This window comes from Ramlibacter humi, from assembly GCF_004681975.1.
Lineage (GTDB): Bacteria > Pseudomonadota > Gammaproteobacteria > Burkholderiales > Burkholderiaceae_C > Ramlibacter > Ramlibacter humi.
This window is the reverse complement of sequence record NZ_SMLK01000001.1, coordinates 148429-174539: the sequence shown is the minus strand read 5'-3', so window position 1 is coordinate 174539 and position 26111 is coordinate 148429. Positions and strand designations below refer to the sequence as shown.

27 protein-coding genes are annotated in these 26111 nt (G+C 70.2%); 15 read left to right on the top strand and 12 right to left on the bottom strand.

The window, feature by feature from the left end:
• Nucleotides 1-111 precede the first annotated feature (111 nt).
• Genes EZ216_RS00870 through EZ216_RS00860 form a run of 3 tightly spaced genes read left to right on the top strand, consistent with a single transcriptional unit; the run spans nucleotide 112 to nucleotide 2413 of the window.
• On the top strand, nucleotides 112-1011 hold the full coding sequence (locus EZ216_RS00870) for a 2-dehydro-3-deoxygalactonokinase (RefSeq protein WP_135247686.1): 900 nt from the start codon (nucleotides 112-114) through the stop codon (nucleotides 1009-1011).
• A complete protein-coding gene (locus EZ216_RS00865; protein WP_135247685.1) occupies nucleotides 1008-1646 on the top strand; it encodes a 2-dehydro-3-deoxy-6-phosphogalactonate aldolase in 639 nt (212 codons plus the stop codon). The genes EZ216_RS00870 and EZ216_RS00865 overlap by 4 nt, the downstream gene beginning before the upstream one ends.
• Nucleotides 1643-2413 carry an SDR family NAD(P)-dependent oxidoreductase gene (locus EZ216_RS00860; protein WP_135247684.1) on the top strand — a complete coding sequence of 257 codons (771 nt, stop codon included), beginning with the start codon at nucleotides 1643-1645 and terminating at the stop codon, nucleotides 2411-2413. Before EZ216_RS00865 ends, EZ216_RS00860 begins: the two co-directional genes overlap by 4 nt.
• A 155-nt stretch (nucleotides 2414-2568) precedes the next feature.
• Here EZ216_RS00860 and EZ216_RS00855 read toward each other — a convergent pair whose 3' ends face one another.
• On the bottom strand, nucleotides 2569-4008 hold the full coding sequence (locus EZ216_RS00855; RefSeq protein ID WP_135247683.1) for an NAD-dependent succinate-semialdehyde dehydrogenase: 1440 nt from the start codon (nucleotides 4006-4008) through the stop codon (nucleotides 2569-2571).
• Between the two features lie 85 nt (nucleotides 4009-4093).
• On the opposite strand from EZ216_RS00855, the gene EZ216_RS00850 reads away from it, so the two are divergent.
• Nucleotides 4094-4522: a DUF1810 domain-containing protein gene (locus EZ216_RS00850; protein WP_135247682.1), complete on the top strand. Its 429-nt coding sequence runs from the start codon at nucleotides 4094-4096 to the stop codon at nucleotides 4520-4522.
• A 182-nt stretch (nucleotides 4523-4704) separates the two neighbouring features.
• Here the strand turns inward: EZ216_RS00850 and EZ216_RS00845 are convergent, their stop codons facing one another.
• Nucleotides 4705-5502, bottom strand: coding sequence for an IclR family transcriptional regulator (locus EZ216_RS00845; protein ID WP_135247681.1), 798 nt, complete (start codon nucleotides 5500-5502; stop codon nucleotides 4705-4707).
• A gap of 142 nt (nucleotides 5503-5644) precedes the next feature.
• Between EZ216_RS00845 and EZ216_RS00840 the strand changes: the two genes are divergently transcribed.
• The 6 genes from EZ216_RS00840 to EZ216_RS00815 all read left to right on the top strand — a co-directional run bounded on the left by EZ216_RS00840 (nucleotide 5645) and on the right by EZ216_RS00815 (nucleotide 12296).
• Nucleotides 5645-6610, top strand: a complete 966-nt coding sequence (locus EZ216_RS00840) for a Bug family tripartite tricarboxylate transporter substrate binding protein (RefSeq protein ID WP_167772792.1) — start codon at nucleotides 5645-5647, stop codon at nucleotides 6608-6610.
• An 83-nt stretch (nucleotides 6611-6693) separates the two neighbouring features.
• Nucleotides 6694-8655 (top strand): flavin-containing monooxygenase, encoded by a 1962-nt coding sequence (locus tag EZ216_RS00835; RefSeq protein WP_135247679.1) that lies wholly within the window; start codon nucleotides 6694-6696, stop codon nucleotides 8653-8655.
• Nucleotides 8652-9866: a CaiB/BaiF CoA transferase family protein gene (locus tag EZ216_RS00830; protein ID WP_239024242.1), complete on the top strand. Its 1215-nt coding sequence runs from the start codon at nucleotides 8652-8654 to the stop codon at nucleotides 9864-9866. Before EZ216_RS00835 ends, EZ216_RS00830 begins: the two co-directional genes overlap by 4 nt.
• Nucleotides 9863-10717: a patatin-like phospholipase family protein gene (locus EZ216_RS00825; protein ID WP_135247678.1), complete on the top strand. Its 855-nt coding sequence runs from the start codon at nucleotides 9863-9865 to the stop codon at nucleotides 10715-10717. Before EZ216_RS00830 ends, EZ216_RS00825 begins: the two co-directional genes overlap by 4 nt.
• Before the next feature lie 30 nt (nucleotides 10718-10747).
• The gene (locus tag EZ216_RS00820; RefSeq protein WP_135247677.1) at nucleotides 10748-11716 is read left to right on the top strand and encodes a Bug family tripartite tricarboxylate transporter substrate binding protein; all 969 of its coding nucleotides are present in this window, start codon (nucleotides 10748-10750) and stop codon (nucleotides 11714-11716) included.
• A gap of 1 nt (nucleotide 11717) precedes the next feature.
• The gene (locus tag EZ216_RS00815) at nucleotides 11718-12296 is read left to right on the top strand and encodes a nuclear transport factor 2 family protein (RefSeq protein ID WP_135247676.1); all 579 of its coding nucleotides are present in this window, start codon (nucleotides 11718-11720) and stop codon (nucleotides 12294-12296) included.
• A 103-nt stretch (nucleotides 12297-12399) separates the two neighbouring features.
• On the opposite strand, the gene EZ216_RS00810 is transcribed toward EZ216_RS00815, so the two are convergent.
• The 3 genes from EZ216_RS00810 to ygiD all read right to left on the bottom strand — a co-directional run bounded on the left by EZ216_RS00810 (nucleotide 12400) and on the right by ygiD (nucleotide 16007).
• Nucleotides 12400-14601 carry an ATP-binding protein gene (locus tag EZ216_RS00810; RefSeq protein ID WP_135247675.1) on the bottom strand — a complete coding sequence of 734 codons (2202 nt, stop codon included), beginning with the start codon at nucleotides 14599-14601 and terminating at the stop codon, nucleotides 12400-12402.
• A 105-nt stretch (nucleotides 14602-14706) separates the two neighbouring features.
• The gene (locus EZ216_RS00805; protein WP_135247674.1) at nucleotides 14707-15153 is read right to left on the bottom strand and encodes a hypothetical protein; all 447 of its coding nucleotides are present in this window, start codon (nucleotides 15151-15153) and stop codon (nucleotides 14707-14709) included.
• Nucleotides 15150-16007, bottom strand: coding sequence for a 4,5-DOPA-extradiol-dioxygenase (gene ygiD / locus EZ216_RS00800; RefSeq protein WP_205959600.1), 858 nt, complete (start codon nucleotides 16005-16007; stop codon nucleotides 15150-15152). Before ygiD ends, EZ216_RS00805 begins: the two co-directional genes overlap by 4 nt.
• A gap of 110 nt (nucleotides 16008-16117) precedes the next feature.
• Here ygiD and EZ216_RS21225 point away from each other — a divergent pair, with 110 nt between their 5' ends.
• Nucleotides 16118-16285 (top strand): hypothetical protein, encoded by a 168-nt coding sequence (locus tag EZ216_RS21225; RefSeq protein WP_167772791.1) that lies wholly within the window; start codon nucleotides 16118-16120, stop codon nucleotides 16283-16285.
• A 186-nt stretch (nucleotides 16286-16471) separates the two neighbouring features.
• On the opposite strand, the gene EZ216_RS00795 is transcribed toward EZ216_RS21225, so the two are convergent.
• Both EZ216_RS00795 and EZ216_RS00790 read right to left on the bottom strand, forming a co-directional pair.
• Nucleotides 16472-17692 (bottom strand): MFS transporter, encoded by a 1221-nt coding sequence (locus EZ216_RS00795; RefSeq protein WP_135247673.1) that lies wholly within the window; start codon nucleotides 17690-17692, stop codon nucleotides 16472-16474.
• Complete coding sequence (locus EZ216_RS00790) at nucleotides 17685-18140, bottom strand: MarR family winged helix-turn-helix transcriptional regulator (protein WP_135247672.1); 456 nt, start codon at nucleotides 18138-18140, stop codon at nucleotides 17685-17687. Before EZ216_RS00790 ends, EZ216_RS00795 begins: the two co-directional genes overlap by 8 nt.
• A 57-nt stretch (nucleotides 18141-18197) precedes the next feature.
• On the opposite strand from EZ216_RS00790, the gene EZ216_RS00785 reads away from it, so the two are divergent.
• Together EZ216_RS00785 and gloA are read left to right on the top strand one after the other, a co-directional pair.
• Nucleotides 18198-18743, top strand: coding sequence for a PaaI family thioesterase (locus tag EZ216_RS00785; RefSeq protein WP_135247671.1), 546 nt, complete (start codon nucleotides 18198-18200; stop codon nucleotides 18741-18743).
• Nucleotides 18744-19157: 414 nt separating this feature from the next.
• Nucleotides 19158-19553, top strand: coding sequence for a lactoylglutathione lyase (gloA, locus tag EZ216_RS00780; RefSeq protein WP_135247670.1), 396 nt, complete (start codon nucleotides 19158-19160; stop codon nucleotides 19551-19553).
• A gap of 3 nt (nucleotides 19554-19556) precedes the next feature.
• Here the strand turns inward: gloA and EZ216_RS00775 are convergent, their stop codons facing one another.
• Nucleotides 19557-20306: a metallophosphoesterase family protein gene (locus EZ216_RS00775; protein WP_135247669.1), complete on the bottom strand. Its 750-nt coding sequence runs from the start codon at nucleotides 20304-20306 to the stop codon at nucleotides 19557-19559.
• Between the two features lie 170 nt (nucleotides 20307-20476).
• Here EZ216_RS00775 and EZ216_RS00770 point away from each other — a divergent pair, with 170 nt between their 5' ends.
• Nucleotides 20477-21307 (top strand): nucleotidyltransferase, encoded by an 831-nt coding sequence (locus tag EZ216_RS00770; RefSeq protein WP_135247668.1) that lies wholly within the window; start codon nucleotides 20477-20479, stop codon nucleotides 21305-21307.
• A gap of 53 nt (nucleotides 21308-21360) precedes the next feature.
• On the opposite strand, the gene EZ216_RS00765 is transcribed toward EZ216_RS00770, so the two are convergent.
• Nucleotides 21361-21567, bottom strand: coding sequence for a hypothetical protein (locus tag EZ216_RS00765; protein ID WP_135247667.1), 207 nt, complete (start codon nucleotides 21565-21567; stop codon nucleotides 21361-21363).
• A 118-nt stretch (nucleotides 21568-21685) separates the two neighbouring features.
• A complete protein-coding gene (locus EZ216_RS00760; RefSeq protein WP_135247666.1) occupies nucleotides 21686-22855 on the bottom strand; it encodes a DNA topoisomerase IB in 1170 nt (389 codons plus the stop codon).
• A gap of 191 nt (nucleotides 22856-23046) precedes the next feature.
• Here EZ216_RS00760 and EZ216_RS00755 point away from each other — a divergent pair, with 191 nt between their 5' ends.
• Nucleotides 23047-24519 (top strand): sensor histidine kinase, encoded by a 1473-nt coding sequence (locus EZ216_RS00755; protein ID WP_439126717.1) that lies wholly within the window; start codon nucleotides 23047-23049, stop codon nucleotides 24517-24519.
• Between the two features lie 7 nt (nucleotides 24520-24526).
• On the opposite strand, the gene EZ216_RS00750 is transcribed toward EZ216_RS00755, so the two are convergent.
• Nucleotides 24527-25012, bottom strand: a complete 486-nt coding sequence (locus EZ216_RS00750) for a GNAT family N-acetyltransferase (protein ID WP_135247664.1) — start codon at nucleotides 25010-25012, stop codon at nucleotides 24527-24529.
• Between the two features lie 49 nt (nucleotides 25013-25061).
• On the bottom strand, nucleotides 25062-26108 hold the full coding sequence (locus tag EZ216_RS00745; RefSeq protein WP_135247663.1) for an ABC transporter ATP-binding protein: 1047 nt from the start codon (nucleotides 26106-26108) through the stop codon (nucleotides 25062-25064).
• Nucleotides 26109-26111: the final 3 nt, after the last annotated feature.

The following is a 26111-nucleotide window of genomic DNA, read 5'->3' as shown; positions in this document are numbered from 1 at the left end:
CGGGCTTGACCCGGCATCCACCGCCCGCCCGCCGGACACGCCAGATCGTCTTTCCGGAGATGGATGGCGGGTCAAGCCCGCCATGACAAGCGTCGTGGCTACCATCCCCCCATGACCGCCCTCATCGCCTTCGACTGGGGCACCTCCTCCCTTCGCGCCGCGCGCCTGGACGAACGCGGGCAAGTCCTGGAAGAGCGCTCCAGCACCGACGGCATCCTGCAAGTGCCGGCAGGCGGCTTCCCCGCCGTCTTCGAGCGCATCACGCAAGGATGGCCGCTGCACGGCGCCACCTGCCTCGCCAGCGGCATGGTCGGCAGCCGGCAAGGCTGGCGCGAAGCGCCCTACTGCCCCTGCCCCGCCGGCGCGGCCGAGCTCGCGGACCACGTGCTGTGGCTGGACGATGTGCCCGGCGGCGCGCGGGTCGGCCTGGTGCCCGGCCTGAGCGCGCGCGAAGCCGGCGTGCCCGACGTGATGCGCGGCGAAGAAGTGCAGGTGTTCGGCGCGCTGCAGCGCCTGGACACGGACCACGGCCTCTTCGTGCTGCCCGGCACCCACAGCAAGTGGGTGCGCGTGGCCGGCGGCCGCATCACCGGCTTCTCGACCTTCATGACCGGCGAGGTCTACGCAGCCCTGCGCCAGCACACCATCCTGGCGCGCACCATGGCCGAGGGCGCGCAAGACAACACCGCCTTCCTGCGCGGCGTGCAGCACGCGCTGCGCGCCGGCAGCTTGCTGCATGGCGCGTTCAGTGCACGCGCGCTCTCGCTCTTCGGCGAACTGACCGAAGCCGCGGGCGGCAGCTACCTCTCGGGCCTGGTCATCGGCGAGGAACTGCGCGCGCAGCGGCTGCAGAACAGCGCGTTGCAGCCCGTGCTGATCGGCTCGCCCGCGCTGACCCGCCGCTACGCGCTCGCCTTGTCCGTCCTCGGCGTGCAAGCGCGCGAACTCGGCGCGGAAGCCACCTGGCAAGGCCTGTGGTCGCTGGCGCAAACCCTGGACACGACCGCATGATCCAACCCATCGAATTCGACGCCGCTTTCGCCGCCTGCCCGCTGGTGGCCATCCTGCGCGGCCTGCGTCCCGAAGAAGCCGTGGACGTCGGCCGCGCGCTGGTCGACGCGGGCTTTCGCCTGCTGGAAGTGCCGCTCAACTCGCCCGACCCGCTGCGAAGCATCGCGGCGCTGTCACGCGCTTTCCCGCAGGCGATGGTGGGGGCCGGCACCGTGCTGCGGCGGCAGGAAGTCGGCCCGATCCAGGCCGCGGGCGGGCGATTGATCGTCGCGCCCAACTTCTCGGCCGCTGTCGTGCAGGAAACGCGCGAGCTCGGCCTGGCCTGCCTGCCGGGCGTGGCGACGCCCACCGAAGCTTTCGCCGCGCTGGACGCCGGCGCCACGGGACTGAAGCTCTTCCCCGCCGAGGCCATTCCTCCGGCTGCGGTGAAAGCGATGCGCGCCGTGCTGCCTCGCGGCGTGCGCCTGCTGCCCGTCGGCGGGATCGCCGCCGACAACATGGCCGAGTACCGCGCCGCGGGCGCGGATGGTTTCGGCATCGGCTCCGCGCTGTTCAAGCCCGGCCTGTCCGCGGCCGAGGTGGGCTTGCGCGCGCAGGCCTTCGTCGATGCCTGGGCAGGTACGATCCGGGCATGAGTGAAGTCAATTTCGGCCTGCAGGGCCGCGTCTGCATCGTCACCGGCGGTTCGCAGGGCATCGGCGAGGCGTGCGCGCGCCGCTTCGCGAAGGACGGCGCGATCCCCGTCATCGCCGACGTTTCGCGCGACCGCGGCGAGGCGCTGGCGAAGGAGCTCGGCGGCCTGTTCGTCGCCTGCGACGTGGGCGACAAGGTGCAGGTCGACACGCTCGTCGCCGAAACCGTGCGCCGCTACGGCCGGCTGGACGTGCTGGTGAACAACGCCGGCATCTTCAAGGCTTCGGATTTCCTCGAGGTCAGCGAAGCGGATTTCGACGCCGTGCTGCGCGTCAACCTCAAAGGCTCGTTCCTCGTGGGCCAGGCCGCCGCGCGCGAGATGGCCAAGGCCGGGCGCGGGTCCATCGTGAACATGAGCTCGGTGAACGGCGTGCTCGCCATCCCCACCATCGCCAGCTACAACGTCAGCAAGGGCGGCATCAACCAGCTCACGCGCGTGATGGCGCTGGCGCTGGCCGACAAGGGCATCCGCGTGAACGCCGTCGCACCGGGAACAATCGCCACCGAGCTGGCGGCCAAGGCGGTGCTGACGAGTGACGAGCAGCGATCTCGCATCATGAGCCGCACGCCGATGAAGCGGCTGGGCGAACCGTCCGAGATCGCGGATGCCGTCGCCTGGCTGGCCAGCGATGCGGCGAGCTACGTCACCGGCGAGATCGTGGTGGTGGACGGCGGGCGGATGACATTGAACTACACAGTGCCGGTGTAGAAACCCGCAAGCCGTGGATCCCGCCTGCGCGGGAATGACGCGGTGGGCGGCGAGTGCGCGGAAATGGAAAGAGGGCCCGTGGAGGCCCTCTTTCTACGGAGCGTCATCCCCGCGCAGGCGGAGATCCATGGCTTGCGCCTTGGCGCGCAGCGCGCTCAGACGTTCGCGATCGCCACCGCGCGCGCGTTCAGGTAGGCCTCCAGCGCCTCCGGCCCGCCTTCGCTGCCGTAGCCCGAATCCTTCACGCCGCCGAACGGCATCTCGGCGGACGGCATCGCGGGCATGTTCACCCACAGCATGCCGACTTCCACGCGGCGCGTCAGCAGGTCGGCGTTCTTCAGCGACTTGGTGAACGCGTAGCCGGCCAGGCCGAACGACAGGCGGTTGGCTTCGGCGATCGCCTCGTCCATCGTCTTGAACGCGCGGATGGCGGCGACGGGGCCGAAAGGCTCGTCGTTGAACACCTTGGCCTGCAGCGGCACTTCGTCCAGGATGGTGGGCTGCCAGAAGTTGCCGGCCGTGCCGATGCGCTCGCCGCCGGCCAGCACCTTGGCGCCCTTCTCCACCGCGTCCTTCATGAACTCGGCCATCGCGGTCACGCGGCGCGGGTTGGCCAGCGGGCCCATCTGCGTGCCTTCGGCCAAGCCGTCGCCCACCTTCAGCGCCTGCGCCTGCTTGGCCAGCAGGGACGCGAATTCCTCGCGCACGCTCTCGTGCACCAGGAAGCGCGTCGGCGAGATGCAAACCTGGCCCGCGTTGCGGAACTTGGCGGCGCCGGCGGACTTCACCGCCAGCGCGATGTCGGCGTCGTCGCAGACGATGACCGGCGCGTGGCCGCCCAGCTCCATCGTCACGCGCTTCATGTGCTGGCCCGCCATCGCGGCCAGCTGCTTGCCCACCGGCGTGCTGCCGGTGAACGTGATCTTGCGGATGACCGGGTGCGGGATCAGGTAGCTGGAGATTTCGGCCGGGTCGCCGTACACCAGGCCCAGCACGCCGGGCGGCAGGCCCGCGTCCTGGAAAGCACGGATCAGCTCGGCGGGACCCGCCGGCGTCTCTTCCGGCGCCTTCACCAGCATGGAGCAGCCGGCCGCCAACGCGGCGCCGACCTTGCGCACCACCTGGTTGATCGGGAAGTTCCACGGCGTGAACGCGGCCACGGGGCCCACCGGGTCCTTCACCACCATCTGGCGCACCGCCAGGTTCCAGCGCGACGGCACCAGCCGGCCGTACACGCGCATGCCTTCGTCCGCGAACCACTCGATGATGTCGGCGGCGGCCATGGCCTCGCCCTTGGCTTCCACCAGCGGCTTGCCCTGCTCCTGCGTCAGCAGGCGGCCGATGGCTTCGGCGCGCTCGCGCATCAGGCCGGCGGCCTTGCGCATGACCTTGCTGCGATCGGCGGCGGTCATGTCGCGCCAGGTCAGGAAGCCCTTCTGCGCCGCGTCCAGCGCACGGTCCAGATCCACCTTGCTCGCGTGCGCCACGCGGCCGATCTCCTGGCCCGTGGCCGGGTTGTGCACGGCCAGCGTGCGGCCGTCCGCGGCGTCCTGCCACTCGCCGTTGATGAAGAGCTTGGTGTTGGGGTAGGTCATGGAAGAGCCTGGAGGGATTGCGTTGGGAAACTGCGATTGTGGAGGATTCCGGCGCACGCGCCCGGGGGCGCGGCAAGATGGGCGGATGGACACGCGGGATGCTTTCGACCTGCAGCGCTTCGTCGATGCGCAGGCGCCCGTCTACGCCACCGCGCTGGCCGAGCTGCACGCCGGCGACAAGCGCACGCATTGGATGTGGTTCGTCTTTCCGCAGCACGAAGCGCTGGGCCGCAGCGGCATGGCGCGCCGCTACGGGCTGCGTTCGCTGGACGAAGCATGTGCGTACTGGAAACACCCGTTGCTCGGTGCACGCCTGCGCGAATGCTGCGAGGCGCTGATGCAGGTGGAAAACCTCAGCGCGCACGACATCCTCGGCAGCCCCGACGACCTGAAGCTGCGGTCCTGCCTCACGCTGTTCGAACTCGCCGCGCCGGAAGAACCTCTTTTCGCGCGGCTGCTCGATCGCTACTACGGGGGTGATCGCGACGAGCGCACGCTGGCGCTGTGCGGTTGACCGGCCTCGGGTCCGGCGGGCACGCCCGCAACCACCAGGACGGCCAGGGTGGATAACGGAAGGCTCGCGATCCGGCACGAGATCTCGACATTCGCGCGGCGTGCCGAACGTGCAGTGGTCGCCCTGCGGACTGGTGGACGAAGCGGCCGGCGCTTGCGCGACTTCGCACCCGAGGGAAAGGCCTAGGGCAAAGGCACGCCCCAGCCCGACGCGCCCAGCTCATCCGCCATCACGCCGGCCACCCAGGCCCGGCGCTCGTCCTGCATGCGCGCGCGGATCGCGCCCACGCTGATCGCCGCGTAGGTGCCGGGCGTCACCTCGAAGTACATGCCGACGCCGCTGACGCCGTCGGCCACCAGGTTGTCGGTGGCGGCGTAACCGCGCTTGAGCGTCTGCGCCACCTGCCGACGCAAATGCGCGAGCGAGCTGCGCTCCGGAGGAAGGCTGGCCCGCTGGCGCGCGTGGAACGCGGCGAGTTCGGCGTCGGTCAGCGTCGCCATCAGCGCGCTGCCCGCGGAACCCACGCCCAGCGGCCGCAGCCCGCCCACCTGCAGCACCAGCGCCTTGATGGGAAACGCGCCTTCCTCGTAGTGAACGCAATGCGCGAAGTCGCCGTTGCGCACCACCAGGTACACCGTGTCCTCGGTGCGGCGAGCCAGCCGGATCATCATCGGCCGGCAGCGCTCGATGATGGGCACGCGGCTCATGGTGGCGAGCCCCAGCTGCATCGCCTCCAGCCCCAGGCGATACAGCTTGCGCGAATCGCGCGCCACCATGCCCGTCTGCACCAGGGAACTGAGAAGCCGGTAGGTGGTCGTACGGTCCAGGGCCGTCGCGGCCACCAGCGACTGCAGCGACATGCCCTGCTCGTGGTTCAGGCCCACCAGCTTGAGCAGGTCCATCGCGCGGAACACCGTCTGCGCGCCTTGCACGCGGGCGCCGGTGTCCCCGGGCGGGGCGGGAGCCTTTTTGTTCACCATGTGCACATCATCCTGGCTGACCACCAGAGAGCGCAAGCCCAGAATGTTCAGCATGTGCACAAATAGCGACCTCGCGGTTCACCCGCATGCGGCCCCGGCCCATACTGGCCCGACGCATTTGACAGAGATCCGGAGACAAGTCTTGAAACGCTCGACCTTCCTCCTCGCCGCCTGCATGGCGGTCGCCGCGCCCGCGGTACTCGCGCAGGGCCCGGCCTACCCGAACAAACCCGTGAAGATCGTCGTCGGCTACCCGCCGGGCGGCGCTTCCGACATCGTCGCCCGCCTGGTCGCCCAGGAACTGCAGGCGATGAACAACCAAGGTTTCGTCGTCGAGAACCGGCCCGGCGTTGGCGGCATGCTGGGCATGAGCGTCGTGGCCAAGTCGCCGGCCGACGGCTACACGCTGGGCCTGGGCGTCAGCGGCACGTTGACCACCGGGCCGCACCTGACCAAGACCCGCCTGTACGACCCGCTGAAGGACTTCGAGCCCATCACCATGGTGGCCAAGGCGCCGATGATCCTGCTGGCCAGCCCGGCCTTCAAGTACGACAACGTGAACGCGCTGGTGCGCGAAGCCAAGGCCCGTCCGGGCGAGCTGATGTTCGCGTCCGGCGCGCAGGCTTTCGAGCTGGCGCTGCAGCTGTTCAAGTCCAAGGCCGACGTGAACATCACGTCCGTCTCCTACCCCGGCGGCGCGCAGGCTTCCATCGACGTGATGTCCGGCCGCGTGCCGCTGATGGTGGACACCATCGGCGCGCAGCAGGAGAACATCCGCACCGGCAAGCTCAAGCCGCTGGCGGTGCTGGACAGCAAGCGCTCGCCGCTGTTCCCCGACGTGCCGACGATGGCCGAAGCCGGCGTGAACGGCTACGAGGCGCTGGGCTGGACCAGCCTGGTCGCACCGCCCGGCACGCCCGAGGCCATCGTGCAGAAGCTGAACCAGCAGGTCGGCCAGGTGCTGGCCAAGCCCGAAGTGAAGAAGCGCCTGCTGCAGCTGGGCTTCGAGCCCTGGCACAGCACGCCGCAGCAGGCCGGCAAGATCGTCGCCAGCGAATACGCCAAGTGGGGTGACGTGGTGCGCACCTCCGGCATGCAGGCCCAGTAAGCCCGCACCCCACCCTTTTCCAACGTCCCTTGCGACTCCGCCGCGGCCCGCGGCTTCGGCGGAGCCTTGCCCGAAACAAGCCCATGACCACCCGAACCGATCCGAACTGGACCGCCGAACTCGATCGCGCGCTGCCCACCGCCAACGTGCCCACGCTGCTGATGGTGCTGCTGCACCTGACCGGCGAGCGCCGCTGGCTGGGTGACCGCTACCAGTGCACCCGCATCCACGGCATCGAGGACCACGACAGCGGCGGCCTGCCGCAGGACGTGCAGGACGAAGTGCGCGCCGCCGCGCGCACGGCCATCCTGGCGTGGAAGGCCGGCCAGGCGCCCGCCCTGCCCGACCCCGGCATCGACGAACTGGTGGACATGCTCCGCCGCAGCGTCGGCGAGGAAGTGCCCGCCTCGTACGGCCCCATGGTCGGCGCGTGGCTGGGCCTGGACGCCGAGTTCCGCATCGACCAGCAAGGCCGGTACCGCGTGCCGGAAGACTTCCACGCGGTCGTCATCGGCGCGGGCGTCGCCGGGCTGTGCGCTTCCATCCGCCTGCGCGGCGCGGGCATCCCGCACACCGTGATCGAGAAGAACGGCGAAGTGGGCGGCACCTGGTACGAGAACCACTACCCCGGCGCGGGCGTGGACACGCCCAACCACATCTACTCGTATTCCTTCGCCAAGGAAGACTGGACGCGCTACTTCGCGCTGCGCGAGGAGATCCAGGCGTACTTCGTGAAGGTGTCGCACGACTTCGGCGTGCGCCCGCACATCCGCTTCGACACCAAGGTGGAATCGGCCGTCTACAACGAGGCCGACATGGATTGGACCGTGCGCGTGTCCGACGCGGCGGGCCAGGCCGATGTGCTGCGCGCCAACGTCGTCATCAGCGCGGTGGGCCTGCTCAACGTGCCCAAGATGCCGAACATCCCCGGGCTGGACACCTTCCCCGGCCCCTGCTTCCACAGCGCCCGCTGGCCGAAGGGCCTCCGAGTCGCCGGCAAGCGCGTGGGCGTCATCGGCAACGGTGCCAGCGCCATGCAGATCGTGCCGGCCATCGCCGCCGAAGTGGCGCAACTCACGGTGTTCCAGCGCTCCAGGCAGTGGGCCGCGCCGTTCGACCGCTTCCAGAAGCCGGTGCCGCCCGCCGCGCGCTTCCTGCTGAAGGAAGTGCCGTTCTACCAGCCCTGGTACCGCCAGCGCCTGGCCTGGATCTTCAACGACCGCGTGCACTCGTCGCTGCAGGTCGACCCGGCGTGGCCGCACCCGGAACGCTCGATCAACCGCCGCAACGACAAGCACCGCGAGATGTTCGTCGAGTACGTGAAGAAGGAACTGGGCGGCCGCCAGGACCTGCTGCCCAGCGTGCTGCCCGACTACCCGCCCTTCGGCAAGCGCATGCTGATGGACAACGGCTGGTTCCGCACCGCCACGCGCGACAACGTGAAGATCGTCAACGACGGCATCGAGCGCGTCGACGGCAACGCGGTGGTCACGCGCGACGGCACGCGCCACGAGTTCGACGTCCTGGTGGTCTGCACCGGCTTCGACGCCATCAACCTGTTGTCGTCGTTCAACTTGGTGGGCCGCGGCGGCAAGACGGTGCGCGAAGCCTGGGACGCCAAGGGCGCGCAGGCCTACCTGGGCGTGGCGACGCCGGGCTTCCCCAACTTCTTCATGCTGGCCGGCCCCAACACGGCGCTGGGCCACGGCGGCAGCGTGGTGGCGCTGCTGGAAACGCAGGTGCAGTACGTCATGAGCCTGCTGAAGCAGGCGATGGCCAACCACGACTGGCCGTTCGAGATCGAGGTGCGCCAGGACCTGCACGACGAGTACAACGAGCGCGTGCAGGAAGCGCATGCCCGCATGATCTGGACGCACAAGGGCATGTCCAACTGGTACCGCAACGCGCAGGGCCGCGTCGTGGCGCCCACGCCGTTCCGCAACGACGACTACTGGCACATGACGCGCCGCAACGGCCTGGCCGACTACGTGGTGCGCGCGCGTTCCGGCGCCAAGTCGCAGGGACTGGTCGGGGAGTCGGCGTGAAGGTCGGCGCCCAGCCCGGCCCTCACCTGCTGAGCGGCCTGCGCATCCTGGACCTGGGCACCATGGTGGCCGGTCCGGTGGCGGCGACGCTCTTCGCCGACTTCGGCGCCGAGGTGATCAAGGTGGAAGTACCCAAGCGCGGCGACACCGTGCGCGACCTGGGTCCCTTCGTCGACGGCAAGTGCCTGTACTGGAGCGTCGAGAACCGCAACAAGAAGTCCGTCACGCTGGACCTGCGCCAGCCCGAAGGCCGCGAGCTGCTGCTGCGCCTGGTCGAGCAGGCCGACGCGGTGGTGGAGAACTTCCGCCCCGGCACGCTGGAGAAGTGGGGCCTGGGTTACGAGGAGATGAAGGCGCGCAACCCCAGGCTGGTGCTGCTGCGCATCTCCGGCTTCGGCCAGACCGGTCCCTACCGCGAGCGCGCGGGCTACGACCGCATCGCGCTGGCTTTCGGCGGCCTGATGGGCATCACCGGCTTCCCGGACCGCCCGCCGGTGCGCATCGGGACTTCCATCGCCGACTACCAGTCCGCGATCCTCGGCGCCTTCGCGCTGATGATGGCCATCTACCACCGCGACCTGCGCGGCGGCGAAGGCCAGGAGATCGACCTGGCGATGTACGAGGCCATCATCCGCTTCACCGAAGTGCTGGTGCCGGCCTACGACCGCCTGGGCACCGTGCGCGAGCGGCGCGGCAACAAGCATTTCGCCGCGGCGCCGGGCGAGCACTTCCGCACCTCGGACGGCCGCTACGTCATCCTCACCGTGTCCGCCGACGCGGGCTTCCAGCGCCTGGCGCAGGCCATGGGCCGCCAAGACTGGCTGGCCGACGAGCGCTTCGCCACGCACGAGAAGCGCTGGCAGCACGTGGACGAACTGAACGCCGCGCTGGCGCAATGGATCGAGCAGCAGCCGGTGGAGCAGCTGTGCGCGAAGCTGGACGAGGCCAAGCTCGCCTACTCGTTCATCTACACCATCGAGGACATCATGAACGACCCGCACTACCAGGCGCGGGGCACCATCGCCTCGGTGCCCGACCCCGCCATCGGCCCGGTGCGCATGGCCGGCGTGGTGCCCAAGTTCGGCGGCGTTCAGGAAAAGCCGATCGAGCCCGCGCCCGACCTGGGCCAGCACAACGAAGAGGTCTACGGCGGCATGCTGGGCCTCACCGTCGAGCAGATGGCCGACCTGGCCGAAAAGGGCGTGCTGTGAAGAAGGCGCTGGTGCTGGGCGGCGGCGGCGTCGCCGGCATCGCCTGGATCACCGGCCTGCGCGCGGGGTTGGCACGCGAGGGCGTGGACATCGCGCGCGCCGACGTGATCATCGGCACCTCCGGCGGCTCGGTGGTCGGCGCGCAGATCGCCGCCGGCGTGCCGCTGGACCAACTGCTTTCCGCGCAGCTGGCGCCGCCCGCGGACTCCAAGGAAACGGCGCGTCCCTATTCGCAGGCCGACTCCGACGCCCGCAACCGGCAGCTGATCGACAAGGTGGGCGGCGACGTCGTCGCCGCCCGCAAGCGCATCGCGGCCTACGCGCTGCGCAGCGAGACCGTGCCGCTGCCGATGCGGCGCGACATCATCGCCTCGCGCCTGCCCACCGCCGACTGGCCGGAGGGCAACCTGCGCGTGGTGGCCGTCGACACCGCCACCGCCGAACACCGGCTGTTCGACCGCGCCAGCGGCGTCGACTTCGTCGATGCCATCGCCGCCAGCTGCGCCGTGCCCGGCGCCTGGCCCTGCGTGCCGATCGGCGGCGCGCTGTGGATGGACGGCGGCATCCGCTCGCACACCAACGCGGACCTTGCCGCCGGCGCCAGGTCGGTGCTGGTGGTCGCGCCGCTCGGCTGGAGCGACGGCGACCCGGTCTGCGGCCACCTGCGCGCCGAGGTGTACGCGCTGGAGTCGCAGGGCACCGAGGTGCACGTCGTCGTGCCCGACGCCGGATCGCTGGAAGCCATGACCGACAACGTGCTGGACCCCGCGCGCCGCCTGCCCAGCGCGCGCGCCGGGCTGGCGCAAGGCCAGCGCATCGCCGCGCAACTGGCCGCCCGCTGGGCGGCCTGAAGCATTCCCACACCACATAGGAGACAAGCAATGGACATCCGACGCCGACAGCTGATCGCCGCGGGCGCCGCCCTGCCGCTGGCGGGCATCGCGCACGCGCAGCAGGACTGGCCCGAGCAGACCGTCAAGGTCATGGTGCCGTTCCCGCCGGGCGGCTCGACCGACATCCTGGGCCGCATGGTGGCCGACAGCCTGCAGAAATCGCTGGGCAAGCCGGTCATCGTGGAGAACCTGCCGGGCGCCACGGGCACCATCGGCGTGGCCGCGGTCGCGCGCGCCAAGCCCGACGGCCACACGCTGCTCATGGGGTCCGTCGGCACCATGGTGACCAACCACTTCGCCTACGAGAAGCTGCCCTTCACCATCGATTCCATCGCGCCGGTGATCGACCTCGCGGAAACGCCGAACGTGCTGATGGTGCGCGCAGACCTCCCCGTGAACACGCCGGCCGAGCTGATCGCGCTGATGAAGGCCAACCCGAACAAGTTCCAGTACGGCAGCTCGGGCATCGCGTCCAGCTCGCACGTGTCGTGCGAAATGTTCAAGCTGCGCGCGGGTGTCAACGCCGTGCACGTGCCGTACAAGGGCGGCACGCCCATGCTCACCGACCTGGTCGGCGGCCAGATCGACTTCTCCATCGACCAGATCTCGTCGGCGCTCAAGCTGATCCAGGCCGGCCGCATCAAGGCGCTGGCCGTCACGTCGGCCAAGCCCTCGACGCAACTGCCCAACCTGCCCACGCTCAGCCAGACGCTGCCCGGCTTCGTCGCGTCGCCCTGGTTCAGCGTCGGCGCGACCGCGGGCACGCCGCGCCCCATCATCCAGCGCCTGAACGCCGCGCTGAACGCCATGCTGGCCGACAAGGCGGTGCTGGCCAAGCTGGACGGCTACGGCATCGTGCCCGTCGGCGGCACGCCGGAGGACCTGGCCGCGCTGATGAAGCGCGAAGCGGACCAGATGCGCGAGTTGTCGCAGCGCGTGAGCCTGAAGGCGGGTTGAGATGGCGCTCGATCCTTTCGGTCCCGGGCGCATCCGCGACCGCCTGCAGATCCAGGACCTGATGTACCGCTGGTGCCGGGCGGTGGACCGCCTGGACAAGCAGGGCATGCTGGACATCTTCTGGCCCGGCGCCATCGACAGTCATGGCCCCTACATCGGCCCCGCCGAGGGGCTGGTGGAATGGATCCTGGTGCGGCACAAGCCCATCGCCACGTCCAGCCACTTCGTCGGCAACCTGCTGATCGAGTTCGCTTCCGACGACGTGGCGCTGGTGGAAACCTACGTGCGCACCATCCAGCAGTACCCGCCGGAAGCCAAGTCGCAGCTGGCGCAGCTGACCGGCGGCGCGGCCGGCGAGCCCGGCGGCGCGATGGACATGTTCACTTCCTCGCGCTACCTGGACCGCATGGAGCGGCGCGACGGCGAGTGGCGCATCGCGCACCGCGACCTGATCCAGGACTGGAAGCAGATCGCGGACGTGAAGTACCCGGCGCTGGCGCCCAAGGAAGGCTGGATCATCGGCCGCCGCGACGGCACCGACCAGATGCAGGCCGAGCGCAAGCGGCTCGGCATCGGCTGAGCGCCCAGGCGCTCGGTTCAATGCCCCGCAGCTGGCGCTTCGCCGCGCGCATCCGCAAGCTGGCACCGGGACGCAGCCTGCGGCCGATGACGGAGCGCGCCGCCTAGGCTCCCGCGCCCGGCCAGCGGAAGGTGAAGACGACGTCCGGCGCCTGGTAGCGGTAGCTGAGCGTGCCGCCGTGCGCGCGGGCGATCTCGTTGGCGATGTACAGGCCCAGGCCCAGGCCGCCGCGGTTGCGCTCGTTGCCGACCGACTGCCGCTTGTACGGGTTGAACAGCTGGCTCGCCAGTTCGCCCGGGATGGGCGGACCCTGGTTGGCGACCGACACCACTGCATCGCTGCCCTCGCGCCGCAACGCGACGCGCACCGGATGCCCCGGCTCGCCGTGCTGGCGCGCATTGCCCAGCAGGTTGTCCAGCAGCTGCTCCAGCCGCGCGGCATCGGCCGGCACGACGAAGCTGAAAGGCGCGTCCAGCGCCACTTCCACGCTGGGATGCGCGATGCGCGAGTCCTGCGCGATCTCGCGCAGCACCGCGGCCACGTCCACCGGCTCGGGCTGCACGCCCAGGCCGATGCCGGCCTGCAGCCGCGAGACGTCCAGCACGTCGGTGATGAGGCGCGCCATCTGCGAGCTGCTGCGGCTGATGCGCTGGCCGATCTTGGCGCCGTCGGCGCCACGCTGCAGCATCTGCGAAGCCATCGCGATGGTCTGCAGCGGATTGCGCAGGTCGTGGCCCAGCACCGCGAACATCTGGTCGCGCGCGCGGGCCATCTGCGCCTGCCGCGCCACGGTGGCGCGCAGCAGTTCGCCGCGCAACGAACTGCCCAATTCCTTTTCGGTGTCGGTCCACGGCAGCGTGATGCCGCGCACCGTCTCGCGCCACACGTCGAACGAGCCGCGCGGGGTGAGGCGCGGGCCGTTGGGTCCGGGCACGTACTGCTTCTCCGGCCGGCCGCCCCACTCGATGGTCTCGACCTGCTCCTTGCGCAGCAGCACCAGCCAGCCCGAGCCTTCTTCCTCCATGCGCAGCGCCATCAGGCCGCAGTACGGCCACAGGCTTTCCGCCAGCTCGGGCGGCAGCTCCGCGCGCGAAGACACGCACAGCATGCCGCGCGGCAGCGAGTGCCCGCGCAGCCAGCGCACCAGCTCGCCCGCCGCCTCGGCCGGCACGCCGCCATGCACGAAGGTTTCCGTGCCTTCCGAAGCGACCAGCGCCTCGGCATGGAACAGCGCGCACAGCTCCTGCGCGAACGGGGTGATGCCGGCCATGGTGGCGTCGGCGTGCGTCACCTTCTCGATCAGGCGCACGCGCAGTTCGCTGCCCAACGCCAGCTGGCGCGAGTGCTCGGCCGACAACAGGGTCTGCACGCTGCTGGCCAGCAGCTGCGCCAGCACGTCGGCCGCGGTGCGCATGGCGTACGGCACCACCTTGGGCGACATGTGGTGGCAGGCCAGCATGCCCCACAGGTGGCCGCCGATGACGATGGACACGCTCATCGAAGCGGCCACGCCCATGTTGGTGAGGTACTCGATGTGGATCGGCGACACGCTGCGCAGGCTGCACCAGCTCATGTCCAGCGTGGAAGGCACGTCCGCCACCAGCGGCACAGGCCTGGCGCCGACGTCCGCGATCTGCCGCACCGTGTTCAGCACATACAGGCGCCGCGCCTGCGCCGGGATGTCGCTGGCCGGGTAGCGGCGGTGCAGGAAGGGTTCCAGGTCTTCTCTGCACGCTTCGGCGACCACGTCACCGCTGGCGTCGTGGCGGAAGCGGTAGGCCATCACCCGGTCGAAGCCGGCGATGGCGCGCAGCTCCACCACCGCCGTGTCCAGCAGGTCGCGGATGCTGCGCTGCTGCCGCAGGCGCGCCATGCTGGTGTAGGCCAGGCCGGCGAAGCCGGTGCGCTCGGCCGCGCCGTCGCCGGAGCGGATCTCGAACTCGGCCACCGCCGCGTGGCCGTTGTGGTGCACCAGAAGGTCGAAGGTGCGCGAGCCGAACGCGACCTCGTGGCGGTCGACCATGCCCACGCGCGCGGAGCCGCGGGACAGCACCGCCTCGATCGCGCCCCGCGCGACGCCGTCCGCGTCGAAGTGGCCTTCCGCCAGCTTCTGGCCCAGCGAAGGCAGCATGGCCTGCAGCAGCCCGCCCGCGTCCTGGCTGGCCCAGTGCAGCATGCCGTCGCCGCCGAAAGCCAGCAGCGCGCCATGCGGCTGCACGTGGCCCGGCACATGGATGGGCTCGCGGTCGCAGTTGTCCAGCGTCACCGGCGCCTGCGGCGCGCTGGGTTGGAAGCGGTGCGGCATCAGAGCGCCGCCCGGTGGACCGCGGGAACGTTCATGCCCCGCGTTTGTCGCCGATCCGCGCGAACGCGGCTGTAGGACCGGGCGCTGATGCGCTTGCCGGCCGCGTCAAGGTGGAGGGAATGAATGCGGAGGTTCCAGTTTCACCGCGCCGATCTGCAGGTGGTGCATCAGTTCGCGCAGCAGCAGGAGTGTCGCAGCAAAGTCCGGCCCGGGCGGCAAGGCGTCGGCGGAAGGGAGCGATCCGCCCGCGGCCATCGCCAGCCGGGTGAACACGCGCTCGACCGCATCGGCGGTGAGCGGTTCGCGCGAGGCATCGACGCCGGCGGCCCGGGCGATGGCGGCCAGCTGCGCGCCCTCGCCCTGCAGCGTCGCGCCGGCGAACTTCGCGGCGGGCGCGCCGATGGCTTCCTCCACCACGTCGATCCCCGCTTCGATCTGCCCGGCCGTGGGCGGGTCGCGGCGGAACAGCGCAGCGACCTCGGCCACGCCGACGCGCAAGACGAGATCGCCCGCCTGCGTGGCGTGGTCGCCGAGCACGAGCCGCGTGGTCACAGGTTGGTCTGCTCCGCCGGCACGCCTGCGGGCACGCCCGCCGCTTCGCCCGACGACGGGCTGGCCGGCTTGGCGCCGCCGAGCAGGTAGCCGGTCATGGTGATGCCGCCCATCGTGCCGCCTTCGACGAACGGGACAGGCCGCTCGCCCGCCGCATGCGCAAGCCCCGCCAAATACAGCAGAGGCAGGAAGTGCTCGGGCGACGGCGCGGCCATCGGGTAGTCGGGATGCCGCTCCACCGAAGGCAGCTGCGAGGGATCGGTGGTCATGATGCGGCGCACCTCGGCGTCGAAGCGCTCGCCCCAGTCGTAGGCGCGGTCGCGCAGCGAACGGTCCATGCGGCGCAGGTTGTGCACCACGTTGCCGCTGCCGACGATGAGGATGCCGCGCTCGCGCAGCGGCGCCAGCCGCGCGCCCAGGTCGAAGTGGTACTGCGAGCCCTCGCCGCCATTCAGGGACAGCTGCAGCACCGGGATGTCCGCTTTCGGGAAGACGTGCGCCAGCACCGACCAGGTGCCGTGGTCCAGGCCCCAGCTGTCTTCGTCCAGGCCGACGTAGGCGGGACGCACCACCTCCGCGATCTCGCGCGCGATCTCCGGCGCGCCCGGCGCCGGGTAGTCGAACTCGAACAGCTCGCGCGGGAAACCGTAGAAGTCGTGGATCACGCGCGGTTGCGGCATCGCCGTGACGGCGCTCCCATGGATGAACCAGTGCGCCGAGATGCACAGGATGGCGCGCGGCCGCGGCAACGTGCGGCCCAGTTCGCGCCACGCGCTGGTGTAGCGGTTGTCCTCCAGCGTGTTCATCGGGCTGCCGTGGCCGATGAAGGCGGCGGGCATGAGGGTCGAGTGCATGCCGGGAGCATAGTGCGCGCGCAAGCTCATCCACCAACGGCGCCCCGTCCTACGCCGCGCTGCCGCGGGAACGCGCGATGCTGTCCCATTCCCACTCCCGGGAGGACCGCATGGACGCGACCGGCAGCAACCCACCGCAGCAGCCCGACGACGAGGAAGCGCCGCGGGCGCAGCAACCCAGGCCGATACCCGACGAGCCCGGCCCGCACGACGTGCCCGACAACGAGGTGATCGACAAGACCCTGCCCACGGGCGGCGGCGACAAGCCGCGCGACTGACACGGCGGCTTGCTATTCCGCGGCGTTCACCAGCCGCACCTTCCGCCAGCTCGCGCCGATCTCCAGCAGCTGACCGGCGCGGTCGCGATGTCGAAGTGCTTGAGCGCGTCAACGCTCAAACGTCCCCGGAGAATGAGCCCAGGCCGGGCGCGCAGGCGCAGCCTCAAGGCAAGCACCTCCAGGAACTCAAGCCGCCGCGGCACCCACCTTGGGCTGCAACTTCGCTTCCCGGATCGGCAAGTGCACCAGCGCCGCCCCCACGGCCAGCACGATGTCCACGTACCAAACCCAGTCGTAGCTGCCGGTCGCCTGGAACACGGTGCCGCCCAGCCACGCGCCGAGGAAGCCGCCGACCTGGTGCGACAGCATGACGATGCCGAACAGCGTCGCCATGTTGGCCGGCCCGAAGAACTTCGCGACCAGGCCCGCCGTGGGCGGCACGGTGGACAGGAAGGTGACGCCCATCACCGCCGCGAAGACCAGCACGATGGGACCCGTGCGCGGCGACAGCAGGAACACCAGCACCGCCAGCGCGCGCGTGGCGTACACCAGCGACAGCAGCGACTTCATGCGCCAACGGCCGACGGCCCAGCCCATGGCGACGCTGCCCACGATGTTGAAGAGGCCCAGCAGCGACAGCGCCCAGCCCGCCCATTGGGGAGTGAGGCCGCACGCGGCGACCACGCCCGGAAGGTGCGTGGCGAGAAAGGCGACGTGGAAACCGCAGACGAAGAAGCCGCAAGCCAGCATCAGGTAACTGGGGTTGCGCAGCGCCTGCCCGATGGCTTCGCGCGTGCCTTGCGGCTTGGGTCCCGCGCCGGCAGCCTGCACGGAGTTGCCTTTGAGCACCCAGGCCGCGGGCAAGGCAAACAGCACGAGGACACCCAGCACCTGCATCGCGTTGACCCAGCCCACGCCCACCATCAGCGTGGCGGCCAGGGGCGCCAGCAGGAACTGGCCGGTGGAACCTCCCGCGTTGACGATGCCGGTGGCGAAGCCGCGCTTTTCCGGCGGGGTGAGCCGCGTGACCGCGGACATCAGCACCGCCGGCCCGGCCATGCCCGCGCCGCCCGCGGCCAGCAGGCCGATGACGACGACCAGGCCCAGCGTGCTGTTCATGTACGGCGTGAGGACGGTGCCCAGCGCCACCAGCAGCGCGCCGATCAGGATGACGCGGCCGGTGCCGATCTTGTCGGCGACCGCGCCGGCGAAAGGCTGCGTGAGGCCCCACCACAGCTGGCCGAAGGCGAACGCCAGGCTGATGCTGGCCAGGCCGAGGCCCGTGGCCGTGTTCAGCGGCGAGAGGAACAGGCCCATCGTCTGTCGCACGCCCATGGTCAGCGCGAAGGTGCCGGCGGCCGCCAGCAGCACCAGCCAGAGCGGGTGGACGCGTTTGCTTTCAGTCATCGGATTCCCCCGGTTCGGCGGGCGCGAGCAGCGCACCGCATTCGTCGATCAAGGCGTGCAGCGCCACCACGCGGCGCGCCCCCAGCTGAGCGTTGAGGCTCTCCTGCGCCACGCGCCAGCGGCGCTGCGCTTCCTGCCGTTTCTCGCGGCCGGCTTCGGTGGCCGTGACCACGCGCGTGCGGCCGTCGCCGCCCTGCTCCATCGCCAACCAGCCGGCGGCCAGCAGCGGCTGCAGGTTGCGGCTCAAGGTGGACGGCGTGACCTGCATGGTGCGCGCCAGGTCGACGCAGCGAATGGGCCCCAGCTTGCACACGTACGACAGCAGCGAGTACTGCGTGCCCTTCAGGCCGGTCTTGCCGACTTCCGCGTCGTAGTGCTGCGCCACGCGGCGCATCAGCTGGCGCAGCTTGAGGTTGGTGCAGCCCTGCGGCTTGACAGCGGTGTCCATGGCGATTAGTGTACCTGCAACTATTGCATATGCAATGACCTTTCGGAGCCAACCGCGATGACGCAGAACAACCAACTCGAGCAATGGCTGGCGCAGGAGCGCGAGCAGAAGGCCCTTTTCGAAGGCGGCGCCGGCGTCGGCGTGGCCACGCCCGAGCAGGTCGCCGGGCTGTCGGGGCTGGAGCAATTGCGCGCCATGCTGGCCGGCAAACTGCCCTCCCCTTCGATCGCGCAGACCTTGGATTTCCTCCTGGTCGAGGTGGACGACGGCCGCGCGGTGTTCCAGGGCACACCGGGGCCCGCGCACCTGAATCCGATGGGCACGGTGCATGGCGGGTGGTACGCGACGCTGCTCGACTCGGCGCTGGGCTGTGCGGTGCACACGAAGATGCCGCCGGGTCGTGGATACACCACGGCGGAACTTGGCGTGAATCTGGTGCGCGCGATCGGTGCCAAGGCGCCGCGAGTGCGGGCGGAGGGCAAGGTGATTCATTGCGGGCGGCAGTTGGCTACGGCCGAGGCGCGGCTGTATGGACCGGATGGAACGCTGTACGCGCACGCGACTACGACTTGCCTGGTGTTTGATTTGCCGAGCGCGAAGTGATTCGTTGAAGGCCGTGCGGGCGCGGCGGGTGGCGCCTGGCGCGGCCTCATGCTCCAGCGGCCGTGCTTCGCCTCCGGCTCGCACAGGCTTCCCGCCGAATCGGCCGCGCCAGGCGCGACCCGCCGCGCTGGGACGCGCGTGCGGGTTCGAAGAAGGTATTGCACCTGCAGCGCGCGGCCCCTCAACGGCGTCATTCCCGCGAAGGCGGGAATCCATCGCTTCCACTACGGCCGTTGAATGCGGACGCCATGGATTCCCGCCTTCGCGGGAATGACGCCATTGGAACCCGCGCACTGGTTCCGCGCGCCAGGCGCGCTCTTCGGACAACCACCAAAAAACCCAACTTCACGTCATAAATTCCCACGTTCGCTCCGCGCCTCACGCGGGAATGACGGTCTGCGGATAATTCGGCCCATGCGCCTCCTCCACACCATGCTCCGCGTCGGCGACCTACAGCGCTCGATCGACTTCTACACCCGCGTGCTCGGCATGAAGCTGCTGCGCACGACCGAACGGCCGGAGCAGAAGTACTCGCTGGCCTTCGTGGGCTACGGCACCAACCCGGACCATGCCGAGCTGGAGCTCACCTACAACCACGGCGTCTCCAGCTACGAGCTGGGCACGGCCTACGGCCACATCGCGCTGGGCGTGCCGGATGTGTACGGCGCCTGCGACAAGATCCGCGCGGCCGGCGGCAACGTCACGCGCGAGCCGGGACCGGTCAAGGGCGGCAACACGGTGATCGCCTTCGTCACAGACCCCGACGGCTACAAGATCGAGCTGATCCAGCGCGAAGCCGAATCCGCCTGACGTTCAGGGCTTCGGCACCTCGAACAGGTAGAACGGCGGCTGCTCGGGCCGCGTGCGCGTCAGCAGCGGCTTGGCCACGTTGAACACCGGCACGCCGTTGATGGTCTTGCCTTCCACCGTGCCGCGGTGGGCGTGGCCGTGGAACACGGCGTCCACCGGGTAGCGCAGCAGGGGCTCTTCCAGGCGGCTGCTGCCGAGGAACGGCAGGATCTCCGTGGGCTCGCCCTGCACGGTGCTGCTGACGGGCGAGTAATGCAGCATGGCCAGCCGGCGCGGCGTGCGCAGCTTGGCCAGCGCCGACTCCAGCTTCAGCGCCTCGTTCAGCGCTTCCTGCACGAAGAGCTTGATCGCCGGTTCGCCCCACGCGCCGAGCGAGCCGCGGCCGAAGCCGCCCGCGAAGCCTTTCGCGCCGGCGATGCCAACGCCTTCGATCTCGCAGGCTTCGCCATCGAGCACACGCACGCCCGCCTTGGTGAGCATCTGCCGCACGACGTCGGGCGTGCCGGATTCGAAGTCGTGGTTGCCCAGCACGGCGACGATGGGCACCGAGGAGGCCGCGGCCAGTTCGTCGGCCAGCACCTTGGCTTCCTCGGCCGTGCCGTAGTCGGTGAGGTCGCCGCACAGCAGCAGCGCGTCGGCGGCCTCGGCGGCCTGCGCGAAGAAGCCGCGCAACGTGCCGGCATGGTCCTTGGTGACGTGGATGTCGCCGACAGCGGCGAAGCGCACCACGCCGGGAGAGGCGGTTCTGGACATGGGAATGGGATGGGAGTCGCCGCACCATGCTGCACCGGGGCGCGAGGCTGGGCCATCGTCCATCCACCGTCGCGCACTGTAGGCGCGCGCCGACGCCCGATGGGGCAGCTTGGCCGTGCCTGCCGGACCGCCACGCCCCTACCCTGACCGCAACCTGTCACGGAGCCGCCATGTCCGCCCTGCCCGTCGCCACATCGCTGGAGGAAGAAGTCGCCCCGCACACGGCCGGCTTCTACCGCGCCGCGCTGCGCACGCTCGCCGACGCGGGCGTGCCCTTCCTGGTGGGCGGGGCGTTCGCGCACGCCTGCTTCACCGGCATCCGCCGCTCGACCAAGGACCTGGACCTGTTCATCCGCCGCGAGGACTTCGACCGCGTGGCCGCGCTGATGCGCGAACGCGGCTGGCGCACCGAGATGACGTACCCGCACTGGCTGGCCAAGGTGTACGGCGGCGAGGACTTCATCGACCTCATCTTCAACTCCGGCAACGGCGTGACGCCGGTGGACGACCTCTGGTTCCACGACAACACCGAGACGCTGGTGCTGGGCGTGCCGGTGCGCATCGCCAACATCGAGGACGGCCTGCTGTCCAAGGCCTTCATCATGGAGCGCGAGCGCTACGACGGCGCCGACATCGCGCACCTGCTGCAGGTGAACGCCGAACTGCTGGACTGGCCCGGCCTGCTGCAGCGCTTCGGCCCCAACTGGCGCGTGCTGCTGGCGCACCTGACGCTGTTCGGCTACATCTACCCCGGCGAGCGCCACCGCATCCCCGCGTGGGTGATGGACGAACTGGCCAACCGGCTTCTGCAGGAGGTGCGCCAGCCGCCGGCCGCCGACCCGCACGTGTGCGCCGGCACGCTGCTCTCGCGCGAACAGTACCTGCACGACGTCGAGCAGCTGGGCTACGTGGACGGCCGCCTCACGCCGGCCAGCACGATGACGCCCGGCGACGTGGCGTTGTGGACCGACGCCATCCCGGCGCGGCAGGCGGACGCCTGAAGCGGCTGCCCGCCCTACCATCCGCGAATACGGCGCGCTCGTCGCGCGCTAGGTCAGCGAGCCACGCCTTCCTGCAGCCGGCTGCGGCGCTGCAAGCCCTGCATCGGTTGCGCGGCGCCGGCGTTGGCGAAATGAGCCACTTCGTTGCGGGCCACGGCCAGTTCGCGGGCGAAAGGCGGGCGGGCGGGCGCGGCGGCCGACTGCAACTTGGCCAGCTGGGCGAACAGCGCGCTGTTGCGGTCTTCGGGCGGCAGGTACATGGGGCTTCTCCTTTCCTCTTGCCTTCGTTCGGCGTGGGTGGAAGCTTAGGCACGCGCCTGCGCCTGCGCTTAGGCAGTTGGCTTAAGCCGGGGCAGGACGATGCTTGAAAAAAAGCCCTCAAGTTTTCGCTTGCGCTGCCGAGGCCTTGCCACGCCTGGGCCGGGCGCCATGCTTTTTGCCTTGCAGTGCCACCAGGCTTTGGTCCAGCTGGCCTTCCAGGGTGCGGGAGAGGCGGGTCTCCAGCAGCGTGAGCACCGCCGTCTCCTCCGGCCGCAGCCGGGCGGTGTCCAGCGCCCGCTCCACCCTCCCGCCCACCTGCAGCAGCAGTTCGCCTTCGGCGTAGGCGGCGAACACTTCCGGGTGCACGTAGCACTTGCGGCAGACGGCCGGCGTGTTGCCCAGCCGGGCGGACACGCGCTCCACCGCCGCGCGAACGTTCTTCTTCATCGCCGCCTGCGTATCGACCCTTTCGATCTCCTGCAGGGCCAGCGCCGCCATGACGGTGCCGGCCCAGGTGCGGAAGTCCTTGGCCGTGACGTCGCGGCCGGTGATCTCGCGCAGGTAGTCGTTGACGTCCGATGACGTCACCTCGCGCGCCTCGCCGCCGTCGTCGGTGTACTGGAAGAGGCGCTGGCCCGGCAGCTCCTGGCAGGCCCGCACCACCTTGGCCACGCGGCGGTCCTGCACCTGCAGCCGCCAGGTCTTGCCGCTCTTGCCCTTGAAGTTGAAGCGCAGCTGACCGCCCTCCACCGCCACGTGCCGGTTGCGCAGCGTGGTGAGGCCGAAGCTCTTGTTCTCCCTGGCGTAGTCGTCGTTGCCCACGCGGATCAGCGTGGTCTCCAGCAGGTGCACCACGGTGGCCAGCACCTTCTCGCGCGGCAAGCCGCGCATCGCCATGTGATCCGCGATGGTCTGGCGGATGGCCGGCAGCGCGCGCGCGAACTCGAGCATGTGGCCGTATTTGGTCTCCTCGCGAACCTCGCGAAAGCGCGGGTGATAGCGGTACTGTTTGCGGCCGCGGGCATCGCGGCCGGTGGCCTGCAGGTGGCCGTTGGGCGACGTGCAGATCCACACGTCGGTGTACGCGGGCGGGATGGCCAGCTTGCGGATGCGCTCGAGCGTGGCTTCGTCGCGCACCTCCGCGCCGCCGGAGCGCCGGTAGGTGAAGCCGTCCTTCGCCGGCTCGCGTGACAAGCCAGGCTCCTCGTCGCTGACGTAGCGCAGGCCGGCCGCGAGGGCGGCCTGTTCGGGATCGGCCGCCGGGTCGGGCGCGCGTTCTTCCTTCATGGCCCGCGATGGTGGCCTCCGCGCGGCGCCGCAACCGTAGGACGCCGGCGCCGCGGCGCCGCCCGCGCGTGCCGACAGGCCGCATTGCTGAGCTCCGCGCGCGGGCCTTGCCGCCGATAATGGCGTGCCACCCAAAGGCATTTCCCACCGTCTTGACAGCCATCGCAACCGCCCCGGCCAGCGGCAACTCGATCGAACAGCGCCTGCAGTTGCTGATCGAGGCGGTCGTCGACTACGGCATCTTCCTGCTCGACACCGGGGGGCACATCGTCTCCTGGAACAGCGGCGCCCAGAAGCTCAAGGGCTGGCGCCGCGACGAGGTGCTGGGCCGCCACTTTTCCATCTTCTACCCGCCCGAGGCAGTGGCCACCGGCTGGCCCGAGGAAGAGCTGCGCCGCGCCACCCGCGACGGCCGCTTCGAGGACGAAGGCTGGCGCGTGCGCAAGGACGGCACGCGGTTCTGGGCCAACGTGGTCATCACCGCGCTGCGCGACCCCGCCACCGGCGAGCTGACCGGCTTCGCCAAGGTCACGCGCGACCTCACCGAGCGGCGCGCGCACGAGGAAGAACTGCGCCGCAGCGAGGAACGCTTCCGCCTGCTGGTGGACAGCATCTCCGACCACGCCGTGTTCATGCTCGACGCGCAGGGCCGCGTGCAAAGCTGGAACCGCGGCGCCGAGATGATCCACGGCTACACCGGCGCCGAGATCCTGGGCCAGCACTTCGGCATCTTCTTCTCGCCCACCGACCGCACGGCCGGCAAGCCGCAGAACGAGCTGGAGCTGGCGCGCCGCCACGGCCGCTTCGAGGACGAAGGCTGGCGCTTGCGCAAGGACGGCAGCCGCTTCTGGGGCAAGGTGACGGTGACGCCGATGTACGGCAGCACCGGCGAACTGGTGGGTTTCGCCAAGATCACGCAGGACCTGTCGCAGCTGCGCAAGCTGGAAGACCTGGAGCGGTCCAGCCAGCGCATGAACGAGTTCCTGGCCATGCTGGCGCACGAACTGCGCAACCCGCTGGCCCCCATCCGCAACGCGGTCACCATCCTGCAGAAGCTCGACGGCCAGGTGCCGGGCCAGGTGGGCAAGCTGCGCGACGTCATCGACCGGCAGGTGACGCAGCTCACGCGGCTGGTGGACGACCTGCTGGACGTCTCGCGCCTGACCACCGGAAAGATCAAGCTGCGGCGCGAGCCGGTGCCGCTGGAGGAGATCATCCAGCGCAGCATCGAGACCGTGCGGCCGCTGATCGAGGCACGCCACCACCAGCTGGAGATGGACATCATGCCCGGCCACGCCTGGGTGGACGCCGATCCCACGCGGCTGGCGCAGGTGCTGCAGAACCTGCTGGTCAACGCCGCCAAGTACACGCCCGAGAAGGGGCTGCTGCGCGTCGCGTCGCGCCGGCTGGACGGCACCGTGGAGGTTTCGGTCACCGACAACGGCCGCGGCATCAGCACCGAAGAGCTCGACCAGATCTTCGACCTGTTCGCGCAGGGCGCCGCCGGCCTGGCCGTCACCACCGACAGCGGCCTGGGCGTGGGCCTGGCGCTGGCGCGCGCGCTGGTGCAGATGCACGGCGGCACGATGACCGCGCACAGCGGCGGCGTCGGCCAGGGGTCCACCTTCACGTTCCGCCTGCCGGCGATCCGGGCGCCGGCCTGAGGCCGCTTCAGTTTCCGGGCTGCAGGTACACCACGCCGGGGCGCAGCTCTTCCATCACGCGGTAGTCCGTGCCCGCCATGCCCAGGCTGCGGTAGGTGGCCATCGCGGCCTCGTTGTCCTTCTCCACGTACAGGCGAAAGCCACAGACGTCGCCTTCGTTCATGGCGCGCTCGCGAATGGCTTCGTACAGCGCGCGGAAAGCGCCCTGCCGGCGCGCTTCGGGCCGCACGTAGACGCTTTGCAGCCACCAGAAGCGGCCGTCGCGCCAGTCGCTCCACTCGGTGGTGACCATGGCCGAAGCCATGACGGCGCCGGCGCGTTCGGCCACGAGGTAGAAGCCCATCGAAGGCTGGTCCAGCATGCGGCGCACGCCGCGGCCCACCACCTCGGGGATCAGGCGCCGGTGCTCGGTCTCGAAAGCCATCGCGATGTTGAACCCGGCGAGCGTGTCCGCGTCGGCGGGCGCCGCGGGACGGATGGTGAAGGTGGACATGCGGCGGATCATAGGCACGCGTATGCTCGCCGCCGCAGTCGCCGGCGGCTCAGGCCGCCGGCACCACCGACACGCCGTGGCCCGCCAGCGAAAGCCCCACGCGGTCGCCGGGGCGCGGGCGGAAAGCCAGGTCGTGCGACACCACGAACAGGTCGCCCAGCTCCGTCTGCACCCGGTATTCGCAGGCGGTGCCCAGGTAGGCCGACTTGGTGACCGTGCCGCCGAAAGGCGCGTCTTGCGCGGCATCCAACCGCCACGCTTCCGGCCGCACCGCCACTTTCACGGGTCCCGCCGCCGGCGGCGCACCGGTTGGGATGTGCAGAGGACCCAGCCGCACGGTGCCATCGCCTGACGCGCAAGCTTCGAACAGCATCGCCTCGCCCATGAAGCCGGCGACGAAAGCCGTCCCGGGACGTTCGTAGAGTTCCTCCGGCGTGCCGCGCTGGGCGATCAGGCCGTGGTCCATCACGATGATGTGGTCGCTGACCGCCAGGGCTTCGCTCTGGTCGTGCGTGACGTAGGCCACCGTCAGCGACAGCCGCTGCTGCAACGCGCGGATCTCTTCGCGCATCTCGCGCCGCAGCCGCGCGTCCAGGTTGGACAGCGGCTCGTCGAACAGCAGCACGGCGGGTTCCAGCACCAGCGCGCGCGCCAATGCCACGCGCTGCTGCTGCCCGCCCGAAAGCTCGCCGGGCGCGCGGTCGTCGAAGCCCACCAGCCCGACGCCGGCCAGAGCCTCGCGCGCGCGTTCCGCTGCGCGGGCCTTGGGGATGCCCGACATGCGCAAGCCGTAGCCCACGTTGTCGATCACGCTCATGTGCGGGAAGAGCGCGTAGCTCTGGAACATCATGCTGACGTTGCGCTCGGCCGGGCCGAGCGTGGTGACGTCGCGGCCCGCGATGAAGATGCTGCCGGAGGTCGGCGACTCCAGGCCCGCGATCATGCGCAGCGTGGTGGTCTTGCCGCAGCCGGAGGGGCCGAGGATGGTCGTCAGCGTGCCTTCGGGCACTTCGAAGCTGATGCCCTTGACCGCCAGCGGGGCCGAAGGGTCGGAGCCGTAGCGCTTGGTGACGTCGCGGAATTCGATGCCGTTCATGTT